The following is a 14,573-nucleotide window of genomic DNA, read 5'->3' as shown; positions in this document are numbered from 1 at the left end:
GGGTCGGCGTGTCGTCGGCGGCCCACCGCACCCTGGCGCCGTCCCACGAGGCCCCGGAGCAGCGCGCACCGGTCGGCACGCGCACCGGTGGCAGGTCTTCGGACTCACGGGCGCACTGCGCACACCTACTGGCCGTCGCTTCCCGGGATCACTCCCAGTGCTGTTGACGGCGGTCGTTCCCGTTCACCGCTGCGGGGCAGTCCCGGATTCCCACCGGGTTCCCTCTTGCCTCACCGGCCCGTGCGGACCGGTGAACCACCAGCGCCCCGGACACTACATCTGGGGTCCGGACACGATCGACCCCCCTATCAGTTCCGGTTTCGACGACCATCGAGTCACGCACGGTGAACGTCGCCGGTCACGTGCCCGGCGGTCCCTTCCGTGCGACGGGTCCGCGCGGATACCGTCGGGCGCACTGTTGCCACCGTTGTGCAGGAGAGTGCGATGACCACCGGAACGGACCTCGACGCCGAGCACTGGCTGCGCCGGTGGGACGCCCAGCAGGAGCGCTACATCCCCGACCGGGAGGAACTGTTCGCGCTGGCGCTCGACGTCGTCGACCGGCTCGCCGGCACCCCCGCCCGGCTGCTCGACCTCGCCTGTGGGCCCGGGTCGTTCGCGGCCCGCGCGGCGGCGCGCTGGACCGGGGCCGAGGTGGTCGGCGTCGACGTCGACCCGGTCATGCTGGAGCTGGCCCGGCGGACCACCGGCGAGCGCGTCCACTGGGTCGACGCCGACCTCTCGCGTCCCGGGTGGACCGACGCCGTCGGCGGCGGGCCGTTCGACGCGGCCGTCTCGGCCACCGCCCTGCACTGGCTACCCGAGCACGCGCTGCCCGGGCTCGCGCAGCGCCTCGCGTCCGTGCTGCGCCCCGGCGGGGTGTTCGTGAACGTCGACACCCTGCTCGCCGACCCCGCCCGGCCGCGCCTGGCCGAGCTGACCCGGACCCTGCGGGTCGAGCGCACCGACCGGGGACTGGCGACCGGTGAGGACTTCCGGACCTGGTGGGACGCGCTCGCCGACGAGCCCGCCCTGGCCGACGGGTTCGCCGAGCGGGAGCGCCGCTTCGCCGACCGGGCCACCGGCGGGTCGTCGCTACCGGCCTGGGAGCAGGCGCTGTCCGGCGCCGGGCTCGCCGAGGTCGGGACGCTCACCCAGACCTTCGACCGGCGGACCCTGGTCGCGATCCGCTGATCACCCGAGCCGGGCGCGCGCGAAGTTCGCCCAGGCGAACGTGTTCGGCCGGGCCGCCTCCAGCCCGGTGAGCCCGGCCGCCACGCCGACGTTCCAGTCCCGCACACCCCACACCAGGGCGCCCGACTCGGCGCGCAGCAGGCCGAGGATCCGGGCGAACGCGTCGGTGCGCGCGGCGTCGTCGGTGGTGGCGACGGCGGCGTAGTAGAGGCGGTCGATCTCCGGGCTGCGGTAGCCGGTGAAGTCGTAGGTCGGGGTGCTGGTCAGCATCCGGCGTCCGATGTAGTCCGGGATCGGCAGTGAGCCGGTGCTGTTCTGGGAGAACACGCCCTGCTGCCGGATGGCCCGGAAGTAGCCCGACGACGGCAGCGGCCGTGCCGTGACCCGCAGCCCGACCTCGCCGAGCTGGCGCGCGACGAGTGCGGTGGCGGCGTCGAAGGTCGGGTCGGCGCCGCTGGTCTGCAGCTCGATCGCCGCCCCCTGTGCCCCGGCCTCGGTGACGAGCGCGCGGGCCCGCGCGACGTCCCGTGCCACCGGGCCCACCCCCGCCGGGTGGTAGCGCAGTCCCTGGCCGAACATGTCGTCGCCGACCCGGCCGCGCCCGAGCAGCACGACCCGCACGAGCTCCTCGCGGTCGATGCCCAGCCGCACCGCCTCGCGCAACCGCGGGTCGGAGAACGATGCCCGGTCCACCCGCATCACCAGGAACTGGCTCGCCGAGGCCGGCGCGGACAGCGCCGAGGCGCGCTGCTCGCCCCCCAGCCGGGCGGCGCCGGTGGGGGTGAGGTCGTGGGCGTAGTGCACCTGGCCGGACAGCAGGGCGCCGATCCGGGCGGCCTCGTCGTCGACGGGAAGGAACTCCAGCTCACGTACGCCGGGCGCGCCGTCCCAGTGCTCCTCCGACGCGGCGTAGACGGTGGACCCGCCCGGGGTGAACGACGCGAGCCGGAACGGCCCGGTCCCGTTCGGACGGTCGAACGACGTCGTCCCGGCCTTGACGATCTCGGTGCCGGGCGCGCCCCAGGCCAGCGGGAACAGCGTGTTCGGCCGGGTCAGTACCAGCTCGACCTCGGTCGGCGACACCGCCCGCGAGGCGGCCGCGTCGAGGTCGCGGAACAGGGTCGCGGCGATCGCGGTGGTCGCCGGGTCGGTGATGCGGGCCAGGGTGGCGAGCACGTCGTCGGCGGTGAGCGGGGAGCCGTCGTGGAAGCGGGCCGCGCGCAGCCGGATCCGCCACCGCCGCCCGGTCGCGTCGCTCTCCCAGGACTCGGCCAGCCGCGGCTCGGGGGTCATGTCCTGCGACCACCCGGTGAGGGTGTCGAAGCACGCCTTGGCCCGGGCCTGGTCGACGTAGAGCGGCAGGACGTGCGGGTCCAGCGACTCGCGCGAGCCGCCGGTCGCGAAGGCGACCCGCAGCCGCTCCTCGCCCGTCCCGCCGCCGGAGCAGCCGGTGAGGGCGAGCGCGGCGACGCCGAGCGCGCCGGTCAGCACCCGGCGCCGGGACAGCTCGGGCGGGGTCATCCGGCGGCCCGCCCGGTGTCCGAGGCGCGCAGGCCGGGGGTGAACACGTGCCCGTCGAGGACGGCCGGGCGGGGCGCCGTACCCGGTCCGCCCGCGCGGACCCAATCGGCGACGGCGTCGGTCGTCGCTGCGTCCAGGACCGCACGCAGCCACACGGGCCGCGCACCGGCCCGTCGCGCGACCGGGGTGGGGCCGACCACGACGACGTCGGAGTCGGCGCACGGGCCGAGGCACGCGCTGGTCCGCAGCCGCGCGTGGCCCTCGATGCCCCGGGTGAGCCGGTCGAGCAGCCCGTCGTGGTGGGGCCGGTCCAGGCCCGGGTGCTTGCGACCGGAGCCGCAGCAGCATCCCCGGCAGACGGTGACGGCGGACAGCGCAGACATGATCCGACCCTACGCGACATATGACGGACTGTTCAGACGTCGAGGGTGACAATCAGGTGAGTGCGGCCACCGCCACGCGGGAACCCTCGGGTCCCACACCCCGGACACCAGGAGATCCCCATGAGCCACCACGTCCTCGAGGCCGCCGGCGTCAGCACCCCGGCCACCGTCGTCGAGAAGCTGCACGACGCCGCCCGCGCGAGCACCGCCTGCGCCTCGGCCATGGTCGCCTCCGGCGGCATGGAGACCGAGGTGCTCCTCGCCCTCGACGCCGCCGACCTCTGTACCGCGGCCGCGAGCGTGCTCGGCCGCCGGACCGGGGACAAGGCGGTCGGCGAGGCCGCCGCGTCGGCCGCCGCGCTCGCCTGCGAGGCCAGCTCGGCCGCCTGCGGCGCGCACGCCGACCACCACGAGCACTGCCGGCTGCACGCCGAGGTCACCCGGGAGACCGCGCAGCTGCTGCGCGAGCACGCGGGCGCCTGAGCGCTCCGGCTCAGCCGGCCGGGACCGGTTGCGGTGCCGCGGCCACCCGGCCGTCGACGAGGGTCACGACCCGGTCCGCCGACGCGACGGCGACCGGGTCGTGGCTGATCAGCAGCACCGCGGTGCCGTCCTCGCGGCAGACGCGCCGCAGCTCGGCGAGCAGCAGCGCGCGGTGCCCGCCGTCCAGCGCCGAGGTGGCCTCGTCGGCCACCAGTACTGCGGGCCCGGCGAGCAGGGCCCTCGCCACCGAGGCGCGCTGGAGCTGACCGCCGGACAGTCCGCCCGGGCGGCGCGCGGCCGTCGCGGCGGGGACCCCGAGCCGCTCCAGCAGCGCGACGGCGGCGGCGCGGGCGTCGGCCGGGGACCGCCCGCGCAGCAGCACGGCCGGCCGGGCGACCTGGTCGAGGACCGGGCGGTGGTTGAGGAACGCGGACCGGCAGTCCTGGTGGACGTACTGCACGGCGCGCCGGTCGCCCGCCGGGTCCCGGCCGCCGACGCGGACGGTCCCCGAGCAGGGGGTCAGCCCGGCCAGGGCCCGGCCGAGCGTCGTCTTGCCCGCCCCCGAGGGCCCGGTCAGCGCGACGAACCCGCCCCGCCCGACGGCGAGGTCCACCCCGGACAGCAGCTGCGCCCCGCCCGCGGTCCGGACCCCCAGACCCGTCACCTCGAGCATCGCCCCGACCGCCGCCGGTGGTGGCGGGGACGCGGTCGGGGCGGGTGCACCGAGCAGCGCGGCGGCCGGGCCGGTGCGCACGACCCGGCCCGCGGCGAGCTCCAGCAGCGTCACCGGGACGGCGGCGGCGAGCCTGCGGACGGCGTCGAGGTCGTGGGTGAGCAGCACGAGCGCCGTGGAGCCGGCGGCCAGCACGGCGAGCCGGTCGAGCACCGCGTCGGTGGTGACCGGGTCCAGTCCGGTGGTCGGCTCGTCGAGGACGACGACGGCCGGCCCGGTCACCAGCGTCTGGGCCAGCGCGACCCGCTGCTGCTGCCCGCCGGAGAGCCGGTGCGGGTGGCGGCGGAGCAGGTGCGGCTCGGCTCCGAGGCCGGCCCGCTCGCAGGCCTCGGTGACCGCCCGGGCCCGGGCGGTCCGGTGCCGTCGACCGCGACCGTGCACGGTCGCGGCGAGCTCGTCGAGGACCGGCCCGACCCGACGCACCGGGTCCAGGACCCGGCCCGGGTGCTGCGGGAGGTGCCCGACCCGACCGGCCCGGCGCGTCCGCAGCTCCCGCGGGGCGACGCCGAGCAGCTCGGCGGGCCCGATCCGTACCGACCCGTCGAGCGCCACCCCGGTGGCGGCCTCGCCGAGTACCGCCAGCCCGAGCGTCGACTTCCCCGCCCCGGACGGCCCGACGACGGCGAGCACCGCACCCGGCGCGAGGTCGAGGTCGACGCCGTCGAGGAGCACCGTCCCGTCGACGGTGCGTGCGGTCAGCCCGCGGACCGACAGCGCGCTCACACGACCGCCCCCGTCCGGTCCGCGAGCCGGTCCACCAGCACGTTCGTCCCCGCGGCGAGCGCCACGAGCAGACCCGCCGGCACCAGCAGCGCGTACGGGGCGAGGAACAGCGACGCCGCGTTCTGCTCGATCACCACCGCCCAGTCGACGGTGTCCGGTGGCAGCCCGACCCCGAGGAAGCTCGCGCTGGTCAGCACGGTCAGCACGAGCACGCCGCGCGTCCCGGCGTCGACGAGCACCGGCCCGGCGACGAACCGCCCGGTCTCGGCGAGATGGATCCGCCACCACCGCTCGCCGTTCTGCGTCATCGTCTCCAGCGCCACCCGCCGCGCGGGGGCCCCGGCGGCCCCCCGGACCACCCGGACGACCGCGGGCAGCTGCAGCAGCGCGGTGGCGACCAGCAGCCAGCCGACACCGCGCCGTCCGGTGCCGGCGAGCACCAGCAGCACCAGCAACGACGGCAGGACCAGCAGTACGTCCAGCGTCCGCTGGGTGAGCAGCACCGCCCACCGGCGCCCGGACGCGGCGAGCACCAGCCCCAGCGGGACCCCGGCCGCGTAGGCCAGCACCAGCGTGCCGACGACGAGCGTGACGACGGTGGTGCCACCGGTGAGCGCGAGCGTCAGCACGTCGCGGCCCAGCGCGTCGGTGCCCAGCGGGTGCCCCGGCCCGGGCGGGAGCAGCGCGCCGGACCCGCCCGGGACCGGCAGCAGCGGCGCGAGGACGGGCCCGGCCACGGCGCACAGCAGCGGCACCCCGGCGAGCAGCGCGGCGACCGCGGTCGTCACCGGCACCCGGCTCACGGCTCGTCCTCCCGTACCGGGCTCAGCCGTGCGGTCGCCGCGTCGGCCACCAGGTTGACCGTGATGGTGACGAGGGCGGCGAGCAGCGCGTAGCCCTGGATCAGCGGGATGTCGCGGTTCTGCACCGCGTCGACCACCCCGGCCCCCACCCCGGGCAACGCGAACAGCGCCTCGACGACGACGACCCCGCCGAGCGTGCCCTCGACGATCCGGGCGAGCTGCTGCACCGACGGCGCGAGCCCGCCGGGGAGCACGTGGCGCAGCAGCACGTCGCGCTCGGGCAGGCCGAGCCGGCGCAGGTGGGTGACGTGCGGTGCCCGATCGGTCTGCAGCACGCCCTGGCGGATCTGGCGTGACAGCCACCCCAGCTGCGCCGCGACCAGCACGACGACCGGCAGCACCAGCACCGCCGGGCTGAGCAGGGACCCGCCGCCCCCGGTCGCGGGGAGCCAGCCGAGCTGCAGCGAGAAGAGCCCGACCAGCAGCAGCCCGGTCGCGAACTGCGGGGCGGCCTGCAGCGCCGACACCGTCGCCGTGGAGACCCGGTCCACGACGCTGCCCGGCCTGCGTCCCGCCGCGGTGCCGACGGCGACCCCCAGCGGGACCATGACGGCGAGCCCCAGCGCGGCGAGCAGCACGGTGCTCCCGAGCCGGTCCGCCACCTCGTCGACGACGGGCCGCCCGGTCACCAGCGAGGTCTTCAGGTCGCCCGTGACGAGCCCGCCGAGCCAGTCGCCGAGCCGCTCCGCGGCCGGGAGGCCGGTACCCAGCTCGGTGCGCAGCCGTTCCACCTGCTCGTCGGTCGCGTCGGGCCCCAGGACGACCTCGGCCGCGTCGCCGGGCAGCAGCGTCGTCAGCGCGAAGATCGCCACGACGGCGGCGAGCAGCTGGGCGGCCGCGACCGCCACCCGTCCGGCGGGGGACCGTCCGCCCCGGGCGTCGACGACGGGCGGGGCCGCGCCGGTGCTCATCCGGCGGCGGCCTTGTCGAAGCGGCCCCACAGGTGGCTGTTGGGCTTGGCGGCCTCGATCCCGGTGACCCCCGCGGCGACACCGACGTTCCAGTCCGACAGCGCCCACACCAGTGCCCCCGACTCGTCGCGCAGCAGGGTCTGGATCCGGGTGAGGTCCGCCCCGCGGGCGCTCTCGTCGGGGTTCGCGACGGCCTCGGCGTAGAGCCGGTCGACCTCGGCGCTCCGGTAGCCGGTGTAGTTCGAGTTGTCGGCGGACGACAGCCGGCGACGCCCGATGAAGTCGGGGATCGGCAGCGCCCCGGTGCGAGTGAACGACGCGACCCCGGAGGTGCGGACGGTGGTGAAGTAGGTCGGGGCGTCGAGCACCCGCGGGGTCGGGGCCAGGCCGATCTCGCGCAGCTGCTCGGCGACGAGTGTGGCCGCGGGCTGGAAGTTCGGGTCGCTGCCCGAGGTCTGCAGCTCGAACGCCAGCCCCTCGGCCCCGGCCTCGCGCAGCAGTGCCCGGGCGCGCCCGACGTCGCGCGGGGCCGCCGTCGCACCGGCCGGGTAGTACTCCAGGTCCGGCCCGCCGAACAGGTCGGCGCCGACCTGCCCGGTGTCGAGCAGGACCACCCGGACCAGCGCCTCGCGGTCGATGCCGAGCCGCACGGCCTCCCGCACCCGTGGGTCGGCGAACGGTGGCCGGTCAACACGCAGGTTGAGGAACTGGGTGGTCGACTGCGGTGCGGTGAGCAGGGTGGCCCGCCCGCCCTGGGCCTCCACCTGGCGGGCACTCGCCGGACGCAGGTCGTGGGCGTAGGCGACCTGGCCGGACAGCAGCGCCCCGAGACGGGCCTGCTCCTCGTCGATGGGGGTGAGCTCCAGCCCCGGGGCGGGCGGGGCGCCGTCCCAGTAGGCGTCGTTGCGGGTGTAGACGGTGGGGCCGCCGGGGGTGAAGGACACGAACCGGAACGGCCCGGTCCCGACCGGTGTGGCGAACCCGGTGGTGCCCGCCGCGACGATCTCGCTGCCGGGCGCGCCCAGCCAGAGCGGGAAGGTGAAGTCCGGCGCGGTGAGGACGACCTCGACCTCGCGCGGTCCGGCGGCCCGGCTCGCGGTGAGGTCGACCCGGGTGAACAGCGACGCGGCCGAGGCGGTCGTGGCGGGGTCGGCGATGCGCCGGAAGGTGAACAGGACGTCGTCGGCGGTCAGCGGGCGGCCGTCGTGCCAGCGGGTGTCACGCAGCCGGATCCGCCAGCGCGTGCCGGCGGCGTCCGGCTCGACGGACTCGGCCAGCCGGGGCTCGGCGGTCATGTCCTGCGACCACCCGGTGAGCGTGTCGAAGGTGGCCCTGGCCCGGACCTGGTCGACGAACTGCGGGACGACGTGCGGGTCGAGCGACTCGCGGGAGCCGCCGCCGGGGAAGGCGGCGCGCAGCCGCTCGGAACCCCCGCCGGTGCCGCCGCCGCAGGCGGCGAGGGCGGGGGCCGCGGCGAGCGCGGCGGCGCCGCCCAGGAAGGTGCGTCGGGTCAGCTCCACGGGTGCTCCTCAGGCGGTGGTGGCGGTGCTGGTCGTGACGGCGCGCGGTTCGAGCCTGCCGGTGCGCTGCATCCAGGCGATGACAGCGGCGCCGACGAGCCCGATCGCGAGCAGGACGGCGAACGGGATCCAGCGGCCGGCGCCGTCGGGATGGCGGTCGAGCAGGTTCCCGACGGCGGTGTTGCTCACCGCCACGACGGCGGCGGAGACGAGGTAGTACCAGCCGTAGTAGGTGCCGGCGAGCTGCTCGCTGCCGACCCGGGGCAGCAGCGCGAGCGAGAACGGGTTGGTCATCGCCATGCCGACGGTGAACACGACCGTGCCCGCGAGGACCGGTGTGACCGCGAGCAGCCCGGCCGCGGTCCACTCCCCGGCGGGCGCGGTCGGCACGAACGGCGCCGCGACACCCAGCGGGACGAACCCGGCGCCCATCAGCACGAGCCCGGCGGCCATCGTGCGCCCGTCGGTCCAGCGGGCGCGGCACCACGCGGTGATGCGGACCTGGCCGAGGATGCCGACGAGGGTCGACACGACGAACACCGCGCTGACCGCACCGGCGACGCCGGACACGCGCTGCGCCTCGACCGGCAGCACCAGGTACAGCTGGTTGAACAGGGCGAAGTAGCCGGCCCCGCCGAGCGCGAACAGCAGGAACCGGCCGTTGCCGACGACCTCGCCCCAGCTGCCGAGCAGCCCACGGTCCTGCGGCGGCGCCGGACGGGCGGGCAGGACGAACAGCTGCGCGACGGTCAGGACCGTGAACACGGCGCACGCCACGGCTGCGACGAGGCGGAAGTCCACCGCGAGCAGCGCGGCGCCGAGCAGCGGCCCGAGCAGGGCCCCCGCATGGCCGAACACGTTGAACACGGAGAAGACCTCGGCGCGGCGATCGCCGGCCTCGGCCATCAGGTAGGCGCGCACCGCGGGGTTGAACAGCGCCCCGGCCAGCCCGGTCAGCACCGCGGCGGCGATCAGGCCGGGCAGGGAGTCGGCGACGACGAACAGCCCGAACGCCACGATCCGCAGCGCGCACCCGACGATGATCACCGGACGGCAGCCGATCCGGTCCGCCGCCGAGCCGCCGACCAGGAACATCCCCTGCTGCGACAGGTTGCGCAGGGCGAGGACGAGTCCGATCGTCGCCGCCGCGTAGCCCAGGCTCCCCATGTGGGTGGCCAGGAACGGCAGCACGAGGTAGAAGCCCAGGTTGATGCCGAACTGGTTCACCACGAGCATCCGGCTCGGCGCGGTCAGTTCGCCGAAGGAGCGCAGCACGACGTCCCCCCGTCGGTTGATCACCTGAACGGGATCACATACGTCCCTGCGGACACAAGTGCCACTGATGCGCACCTGCCGATCAGATGCAGCGCGGTCAGCCGAGGCGGGCGCGGTGGAACCGGGCCCAGGTCCCGGTGTCCGGGCGGGCCGGTCCGACGCCGGACAGGTCCGCGGTGACGCCGACGTGCTCGTCCCCGACCGACCAGGCGGTGGCGTCGGTGCGCAGCAGGAGCTGGGCGCGGCGCAGGGCGTCGGTCCGGCGGGCCTCGTCCGGTGCCCGGGCGGCGACGGCGAGCAGCGCCCGCACGTCGGGGCGGCCCCCCGCGGCATCCCCGCTCCCGGTGGCACCGCCGGTCCCTGGACCGGCCGCACCGTCGGTCGCGGTGTCGTCGCCGGTGTCGCCCGCGGTGTCGTCGCCGGGGACCCGGGGTGCCGCGGCCACGGCCTGCAGGTAGAGCGGGATCGGCTGCGCCGCGGCACGGCGGAACCGGATGCCCGGGGTCGGCTCGACGTCCGGCGGCTCCGGCTCACGCGGCTCGCACCGCAGCCCGACCGCCGCCAGCTGCTCCACGACGAGGTCGGCGGTAGGTCGCGACATCGGGTCGAACGGGTCGAAGAACAGCGGCACCCGCGCCCCGTCCGCCCCCGCCGCGACGACCAGCTCCCGGGCCCGCGCGACGTCGCGCACCACCGGCGCGAGCCCGCCCGGGTGGTAGGCCAACCCCGCCCCGAACAGGTCGTCACCGGGTTGCGCGAGGTCCAGCAGGATCTGGCGCACCAGCTCCACCCGGTCGATCCCGAGCCGCACCGCCTCGCGCAGCCGCGGTTCGGCGAGCGGGCCGGGCCCGGTGTCGAGGAAGCGGGTCACCGAGCCCGGTGCGGACAGCACGGTCGTCCCGGTCCGCCCGAGCAGCCGTCGTGCGCTGTGCGGGAACAGGTCGTGTGCCCAGTGCACGTAGCCGTCCACCAGGGACTGGTAGCGGTTCTCCTCGTCGTCGTCGACCAGGAACTCCACCGCGGGGACGGGCGGGCGGCCGGCCCAGTGGCCGTCGTGCCGGTAGAGGGCGTCCGGCGAGCCGGGCAGGAAGCGGAACGCGCCGGTCCCGACGGGCACGTCCCCCCGCCCGCCGCGCACGATGCCGGTTCCCGGCGCGGCCAGGGCCAGGGCGAACAGGAAGTCGGGTCGGCCCAGCACGAGCTCCACCTCGGTCGCCGACACCGCGCGGCTGGCGGTCAGGTCCAGGTGCGCGAGCAGCGGCGCGGCCGTCGCCCCGGTCGCGGGGTCGAGTACCCGGCGCAGCGACGCGAGCACGTCGGCCGGGGCCAGCGGCCGCCCGTCGTGGGCGACGGCGTCGCGCAGCCGGATCCGCCACCGCGTCCCCGTCCGGTCGGGTGCCGCGGAGGCCGCCAGGTGCGGACGCGGGGTCATGTCCTGGTCCCACACCAGCAGCGTGTCGGCGACGGCGGCGGCCCGCGCCCGGTCCACCGGCCGCCACACCCGGTGCGGGTCGGGTGCCCCGAGCGGGCCGGTCCCGGCGAACGAGGTGACCAGCCGCGGCGACGCCGCGTCGGCCGGCGCGCCGCACGCCGCGAGAGCCGGGATCCCCGCGAGCGCCGCGGACGCACCGGCGGCCTGCAGGAACGAACGACGGCTCAGCTGCACGACACCAGGGTGCCGGGTCGGGTGACGGTTAGAGTCGCCGGGATGGACCTCCTCGCGATCTCCGGCAGCCCGTCCGACCCGTCGAAGACCGCGCTGCTGCTGGAACTGGCGGTGGCCAGGGCGGCCGCGCACGACGATGTGTCGGCTGAGCTGCTCGCCCTGCGCGACCACGACGTCGTCTTCTCCGACGGCCGCGACCCCGCCGACTACACCGGCGACACCCGCGCGGTGATCGACCGGGTCGTCGCGGCGGACGCGCTCGTCGTCGGCACCCCGATGTACCGCGGCAGCTACACGGGCCGGCTGAAGAACCTGTTCGACGTGCTCCCCAACGACGCACTGGCGGGCAAGCCCGTCGGGCTCGTCGCGACCGGGGGCACCGACCACCACTTCCTCGCGGTCGAGCACGAGCTCAAGCCGCTCGTCGGGTTCTTCCGGGCCTGGGCGGTCCCCGGCGCGGTGTACGCGAACAACACCCACTTCGACGGCGGCGCGCTCGTCGACGACGGCGTCCGCGACCGGCTCGACGCGCTGACCGACGCCGTCGTCACGTTCGCACGGCGGATGCCCCGCGACGCCGCGGGCGCGGCCGCCCCGGACATCCCGCGCCGGTCGCTGCGCGAGGGCTGAGCACCGCTCAGGACAGGGCGTGCCCCAGCTCGCCCGCCCCGGCGAGCAGCTCGTCGGCGTCGCGGGCGACCAGCACGTGGTCGAGGACCTCCTCGTACTCGCCCATGGCGCAGGACGCCTGGTCCCAGTAGCGGCGCTGCTCCGGGGTGATCCACCCGACCCGGTACGCGCGGCGGGCGAGGCGGCGCAGCTCGTCGGTCCCGGGCGGGAGGCCGTTGGACCGGCCGTCCCCGACGAACAGGACGGCGGTCCGGGAGTCGACGGCGTCGGCGAAGTCCTCGTTCAGGGTCCGGAGCACCCGCCCGTAGTCGCTGGTGGCGTCCAGGTCGATGCCGGGCGCCGCGAGCACGGCGGCCAGTGCGTGGTCGTCGTGCGCGGCCATCAACAGGTCGGTGACCTCGACCGGGGTGTCGACGTAGGCGAGCACCCGGCAGCGGAACGCCTGCCGGTGCAGGGTGCGGGCGAGCCGGAGCACGAACGCGGTGATCGACCGCACCGACAGCGACACGTCCGCGACGACCAGCAGCCGCACCCGGTCGGGGACCTTCGCGCGGTGGTGCAGGTGGAACGGGACGCCGTCGCTGCGCATGCTGCGCCGGACCGTGTGCCGCACGTCGAGCGGACCGTGCGCGTGCTCGCGGGGCACCCGGCGCGGCGCGCCGCGCATCCGGTGCAGCAGCTCGTGGCAGGCCTGTGCCATGTCCGCGGAGTCCAGCGTGTTCCCGCCGGCCCCGGTCTCCGGGCCCTCGGCCCCGGTGGTCGCGACCCGCTCGGCCAGCTGGGCGACGAAGTCGGTGATCGCGTCGACGAGCCGGTCGAGCTGGATCTGCGAGAGGTCCTCGCCGTCGGGACCGTCGGCGTAGACGGCGTGCGGGTCGTACTCCGCGAGCCAGGCCAGGATCGCCTCCGGGTCGTCGAAGGCGATCTCGCCCGACGCCTGCGTGGTGGCCCCGGAGGTGAGCTCCCGGCCGACCGCGGCCCCGGCGCGTTCGAGGTCGACGGTGTAGGTCGTGCCGCGCCGGCCCCGGTCCTCGCCGGAGGAGACCGACAGGTCCTTGTCCGAGCCGCCCAGCGAGGCGTCGTCGTCGTCGCGGTGGGGGTCGAACCCCTTCTCCTGCTCCGGCGCGTCGAGCAGGTCGCCCACCTCGGCGGCGCCCGGGTCGTAGCCGGCGTAGCGGCCCAGCGGGTCGTCGTCCTCGGTGAGGTCCAGGTCCCCGGGCAGGCCGTCGCCGCCGGGCTCGCGCAGGGCGGGCCCCGAGCCGCCGGCCGCGCCGGGACCGTCCGCGGCGACGAGGCCGAAGAACGCGTCGAAGGCACGCTCGAACCCGGGCCGCTCGTGGGCGTACTTCACCGTCACGGCGCGCAGCCCTGCGCGCAGCCGCCCGGTGTCCGCCGCGCCGAGCAGCGCCAGCACCCGGCGGACCTCGATCGCCTCCGCGGGGGACACCGCCACCCGCTGCGACCGCAGCACCCGGGTGAACGCGGCGGCCAGCACCGACAGCAGCCGCGTGCCGGGGTCTCCGGCCGCGGACGCGGTCATCGCCGCATCCGCCGGGCCCGGTCGGCCTCGGCGCGCGTCGCACCGGAGCTCGCCCGGCCCTTCCCGAAGGCGCCGGAGGTGGTGTCGGCGGGCCGGGAGGACCGGCGGACCCAGCCCTCGTCGGTCGCGACGTCCACCTCGGCCTCCGGCTCGCCCTCGTCGAGACGGCGCACGGCGAGCTCGCGGTCCGAGCCGTACTTGAGCAGCGCGGACAGCAGCGCCGAGCGCACCTTCTCGACCTCGCCGGTCGTGGCGAGCCCGAGCACGGCCGCGGCGCGGGCGGCGTCGATGACCTCCGAGATCGACGGGGACTTGCGCAGCGGGAACCCCCGCAGCCTGCGGGCCAGCTCCACGACGTCGGCGACGACGTCGGCGGCCACCTCGGGTGCCCGCCGGGACACGATCTCGGTCTCGCGCTCGGGGGTCGGGAAGTCGACCTGGTAGTGCAGGCATCGGCGCTTGAGGGCGGGGGAGAGCTCCCGGGTGTCGTTGGAGGTCAGCACCACCCACGGGGTGGAGCGCGCGGTGAAGGTGCCGATCTCGGGCACGGTGACCTGCCGCTCGGCCAGCACCTCGAGCAGCAGGGCCTCCATCGACTCCTCGGTGCGGTCGACCTCGTCGACGAGCAGTACCACCGGGTCGTCGGACAGGACCGCCTCGAGCAGCGGGCGGGCGGAGAGGAAGTACTCGGTGTAGAGCCCGGTGTCCTGCTCCTGGAGCCGGGCGGTGGCCTCGGCCATCGTCGTGGTCCCCGACAGCAGCTCCCCGATCCGGTCGCGGAGCATCTGGACGTGCATCAGCTGCTTGCCGTAGTCCCACTCGTAGAGGGCGCGGCCGTCGTCGAGGCCCTCGTAGCACTGGAGCCGGATCAGCCGGCGCCCGCTCGCCGCGGCCAGGGACTTCGCCAGCTCGGTCTTGCCGACGCCGGCGGGGCCCTCCAGCAGCAGCGGGCGTTCGAGTGCCGTGGCGAGGTGCACCACCACGGCGAACCCGGGGTCGATGACGTAGTCCTGACCGGACAGCGCCTCGGTGAGCGCCTCCGCGCTCTCGAAGGCCGGCGGGCCGGACGCCGCGCCGCCGGACCGTGCCTTGCCGAACTCCGTGCTGTCGGACACCGTTCTCCTCGACTGC

General features: G+C 76.2%; 13 protein-coding genes and 1 riboswitch. Of the genes, 3 read left to right on the top strand and 10 right to left on the bottom strand.

Annotation, left to right across the window (positions count from 1 at the left end):
* Positions 1 to 72: 72 nt before the first annotated feature.
* Positions 73 to 275, bottom strand: a riboswitch (cobalamin riboswitch).
* Positions 276 to 444: 169 nt separating this feature from the next.
* A complete protein-coding gene (locus tag ZF1_RS24775) occupies positions 445 to 1,194 on the top strand; it encodes a class I SAM-dependent methyltransferase (RefSeq protein WP_482638452.1) in 750 nt (249 codons plus the stop codon).
* Here ZF1_RS24775 and ZF1_RS24770 read toward each other — a convergent pair whose 3' ends face one another.
* Both ZF1_RS24770 and ZF1_RS24765 read right to left on the bottom strand, forming a co-directional pair.
* Entirely contained in the window at positions 1,195 to 2,715 is a 1,521-nt protein-coding gene (locus ZF1_RS24770) for an ABC transporter substrate-binding protein (RefSeq protein ID WP_482638451.1), read from the bottom strand.
* Entirely contained in the window at positions 2,712 to 3,098 is a 387-nt protein-coding gene (locus ZF1_RS24765; protein ID WP_482638450.1) for a hypothetical protein, read from the bottom strand. The genes ZF1_RS24770 and ZF1_RS24765 overlap by 4 nt, the downstream gene beginning before the upstream one ends.
* Before the next feature lie 120 nt (positions 3,099 to 3,218).
* Here ZF1_RS24765 and ZF1_RS24760 point away from each other — a divergent pair, with 120 nt between their 5' ends.
* Positions 3,219 to 3,581, top strand: a complete 363-nt coding sequence (locus ZF1_RS24760) for a four-helix bundle copper-binding protein (protein WP_073576628.1) — start codon at positions 3,219 to 3,221, stop codon at positions 3,579 to 3,581.
* Positions 3,582 to 3,591: 10 nt separating this feature from the next.
* Here ZF1_RS24760 and ZF1_RS24755 read toward each other — a convergent pair whose 3' ends face one another.
* From ZF1_RS24755 to ZF1_RS24730, 6 genes are all read right to left on the bottom strand, one after another.
* Positions 3,592 to 5,037, bottom strand: a complete 1,446-nt coding sequence (locus ZF1_RS24755; RefSeq protein ID WP_482638449.1) for an ABC transporter ATP-binding protein — start codon at positions 5,035 to 5,037, stop codon at positions 3,592 to 3,594.
* Entirely contained in the window at positions 5,034 to 5,840 is an 807-nt protein-coding gene (locus ZF1_RS24750) for an ABC transporter permease subunit (RefSeq protein WP_251782896.1), read from the bottom strand. Before ZF1_RS24750 ends, ZF1_RS24755 begins: the two co-directional genes overlap by 4 nt.
* Positions 5,837 to 6,811, bottom strand: coding sequence for an ABC transporter permease (locus ZF1_RS24745; protein ID WP_073576626.1), 975 nt, complete (start codon positions 6,809 to 6,811; stop codon positions 5,837 to 5,839). Before ZF1_RS24745 ends, ZF1_RS24750 begins: the two co-directional genes overlap by 4 nt.
* Positions 6,808 to 8,331, bottom strand: a complete 1,524-nt coding sequence (locus tag ZF1_RS24740; RefSeq protein WP_357436992.1) for an ABC transporter substrate-binding protein — start codon at positions 8,329 to 8,331, stop codon at positions 6,808 to 6,810. The genes ZF1_RS24745 and ZF1_RS24740 overlap by 4 nt, the downstream gene beginning before the upstream one ends.
* 9 nt (positions 8,332 to 8,340) lie before the next feature.
* Positions 8,341 to 9,630 (bottom strand): MFS transporter, encoded by a 1,290-nt coding sequence (locus ZF1_RS24735; protein ID WP_217266913.1) that lies wholly within the window; start codon positions 9,628 to 9,630, stop codon positions 8,341 to 8,343.
* A gap of 73 nt (positions 9,631 to 9,703) precedes the next feature.
* Entirely contained in the window at positions 9,704 to 11,272 is a 1,569-nt protein-coding gene (locus ZF1_RS24730) for an ABC transporter substrate-binding protein (RefSeq protein WP_357436989.1), read from the bottom strand.
* A 42-nt stretch (positions 11,273 to 11,314) separates the two neighbouring features.
* On the opposite strand from ZF1_RS24730, the gene ZF1_RS24725 reads away from it, so the two are divergent.
* Positions 11,315 to 11,902 carry an NADPH-dependent FMN reductase gene (locus ZF1_RS24725; protein ID WP_073576623.1) on the top strand — a complete coding sequence of 196 codons (588 nt, stop codon included), beginning with the start codon at positions 11,315 to 11,317 and terminating at the stop codon, positions 11,900 to 11,902.
* A 7-nt stretch (positions 11,903 to 11,909) separates the two neighbouring features.
* Here the strand turns inward: ZF1_RS24725 and madC are convergent, their stop codons facing one another.
* Complete coding sequence (madC, locus tag ZF1_RS24720) at positions 11,910 to 13,442, bottom strand: MadC family VWA domain-containing protein (RefSeq protein ID WP_073576622.1); 1,533 nt, start codon at positions 13,440 to 13,442, stop codon at positions 11,910 to 11,912.
* On the bottom strand, positions 13,439 to 14,557 hold the full coding sequence (locus ZF1_RS24715; RefSeq protein WP_357436987.1) for a MadB family AAA-type ATPase: 1,119 nt from the start codon (positions 14,555 to 14,557) through the stop codon (positions 13,439 to 13,441). The genes madC and ZF1_RS24715 overlap by 4 nt, the downstream gene beginning before the upstream one ends.
* Positions 14,558 to 14,573: the final 16 nt, after the last annotated feature.

It is taken from the genome of Pseudonocardia sp. ZF1, from assembly GCF_056835605.1.
Note: the sequence above shows the minus strand (reverse complement) of the source record. Positions and strands in the feature narration are given on the sequence as shown.

What these genes read in the sequence shown, in the direction of transcription:
- ZF1_RS24775 (WP_482638452.1), top strand. Translation starts at nt 445, where the DNA reads ATGACCACCGGAACGGACCTCGACGCCGAGCACTGGCTGCGCCGGTGG.
- ZF1_RS24725 (WP_073576623.1), top strand. Translation starts at nt 11,315, where the DNA reads ATGGACCTCCTCGCGATCTCCGGCAGCCCGTCCGACCCGTCGAAGACC.
- ZF1_RS24745 (WP_073576626.1), bottom strand. Translation starts at nt 6,811, where the DNA reads ATGAGCACCGGCGCGGCCCCGCCCGTCGTCGACGCCCGGGGCGGACGG.
- ZF1_RS24760 (WP_073576628.1), top strand. Translation starts at nt 3,219, where the DNA reads ATGAGCCACCACGTCCTCGAGGCCGCCGGCGTCAGCACCCCGGCCACC.
- ZF1_RS24765 (WP_482638450.1), bottom strand. Translation starts at nt 3,098, where the DNA reads ATGTCTGCGCTGTCCGCCGTCACCGTCTGCCGGGGATGCTGCTGCGGC.
- madC (WP_073576622.1), bottom strand. Translation starts at nt 13,442, where the DNA reads ATGACCGCGTCCGCGGCCGGAGACCCCGGCACGCGGCTGCTGTCGGTG.
- ZF1_RS24770 (WP_482638451.1), bottom strand. Translation starts at nt 2,715, where the DNA reads ATGACCCCGCCCGAGCTGTCCCGGCGCCGGGTGCTGACCGGCGCGCTC.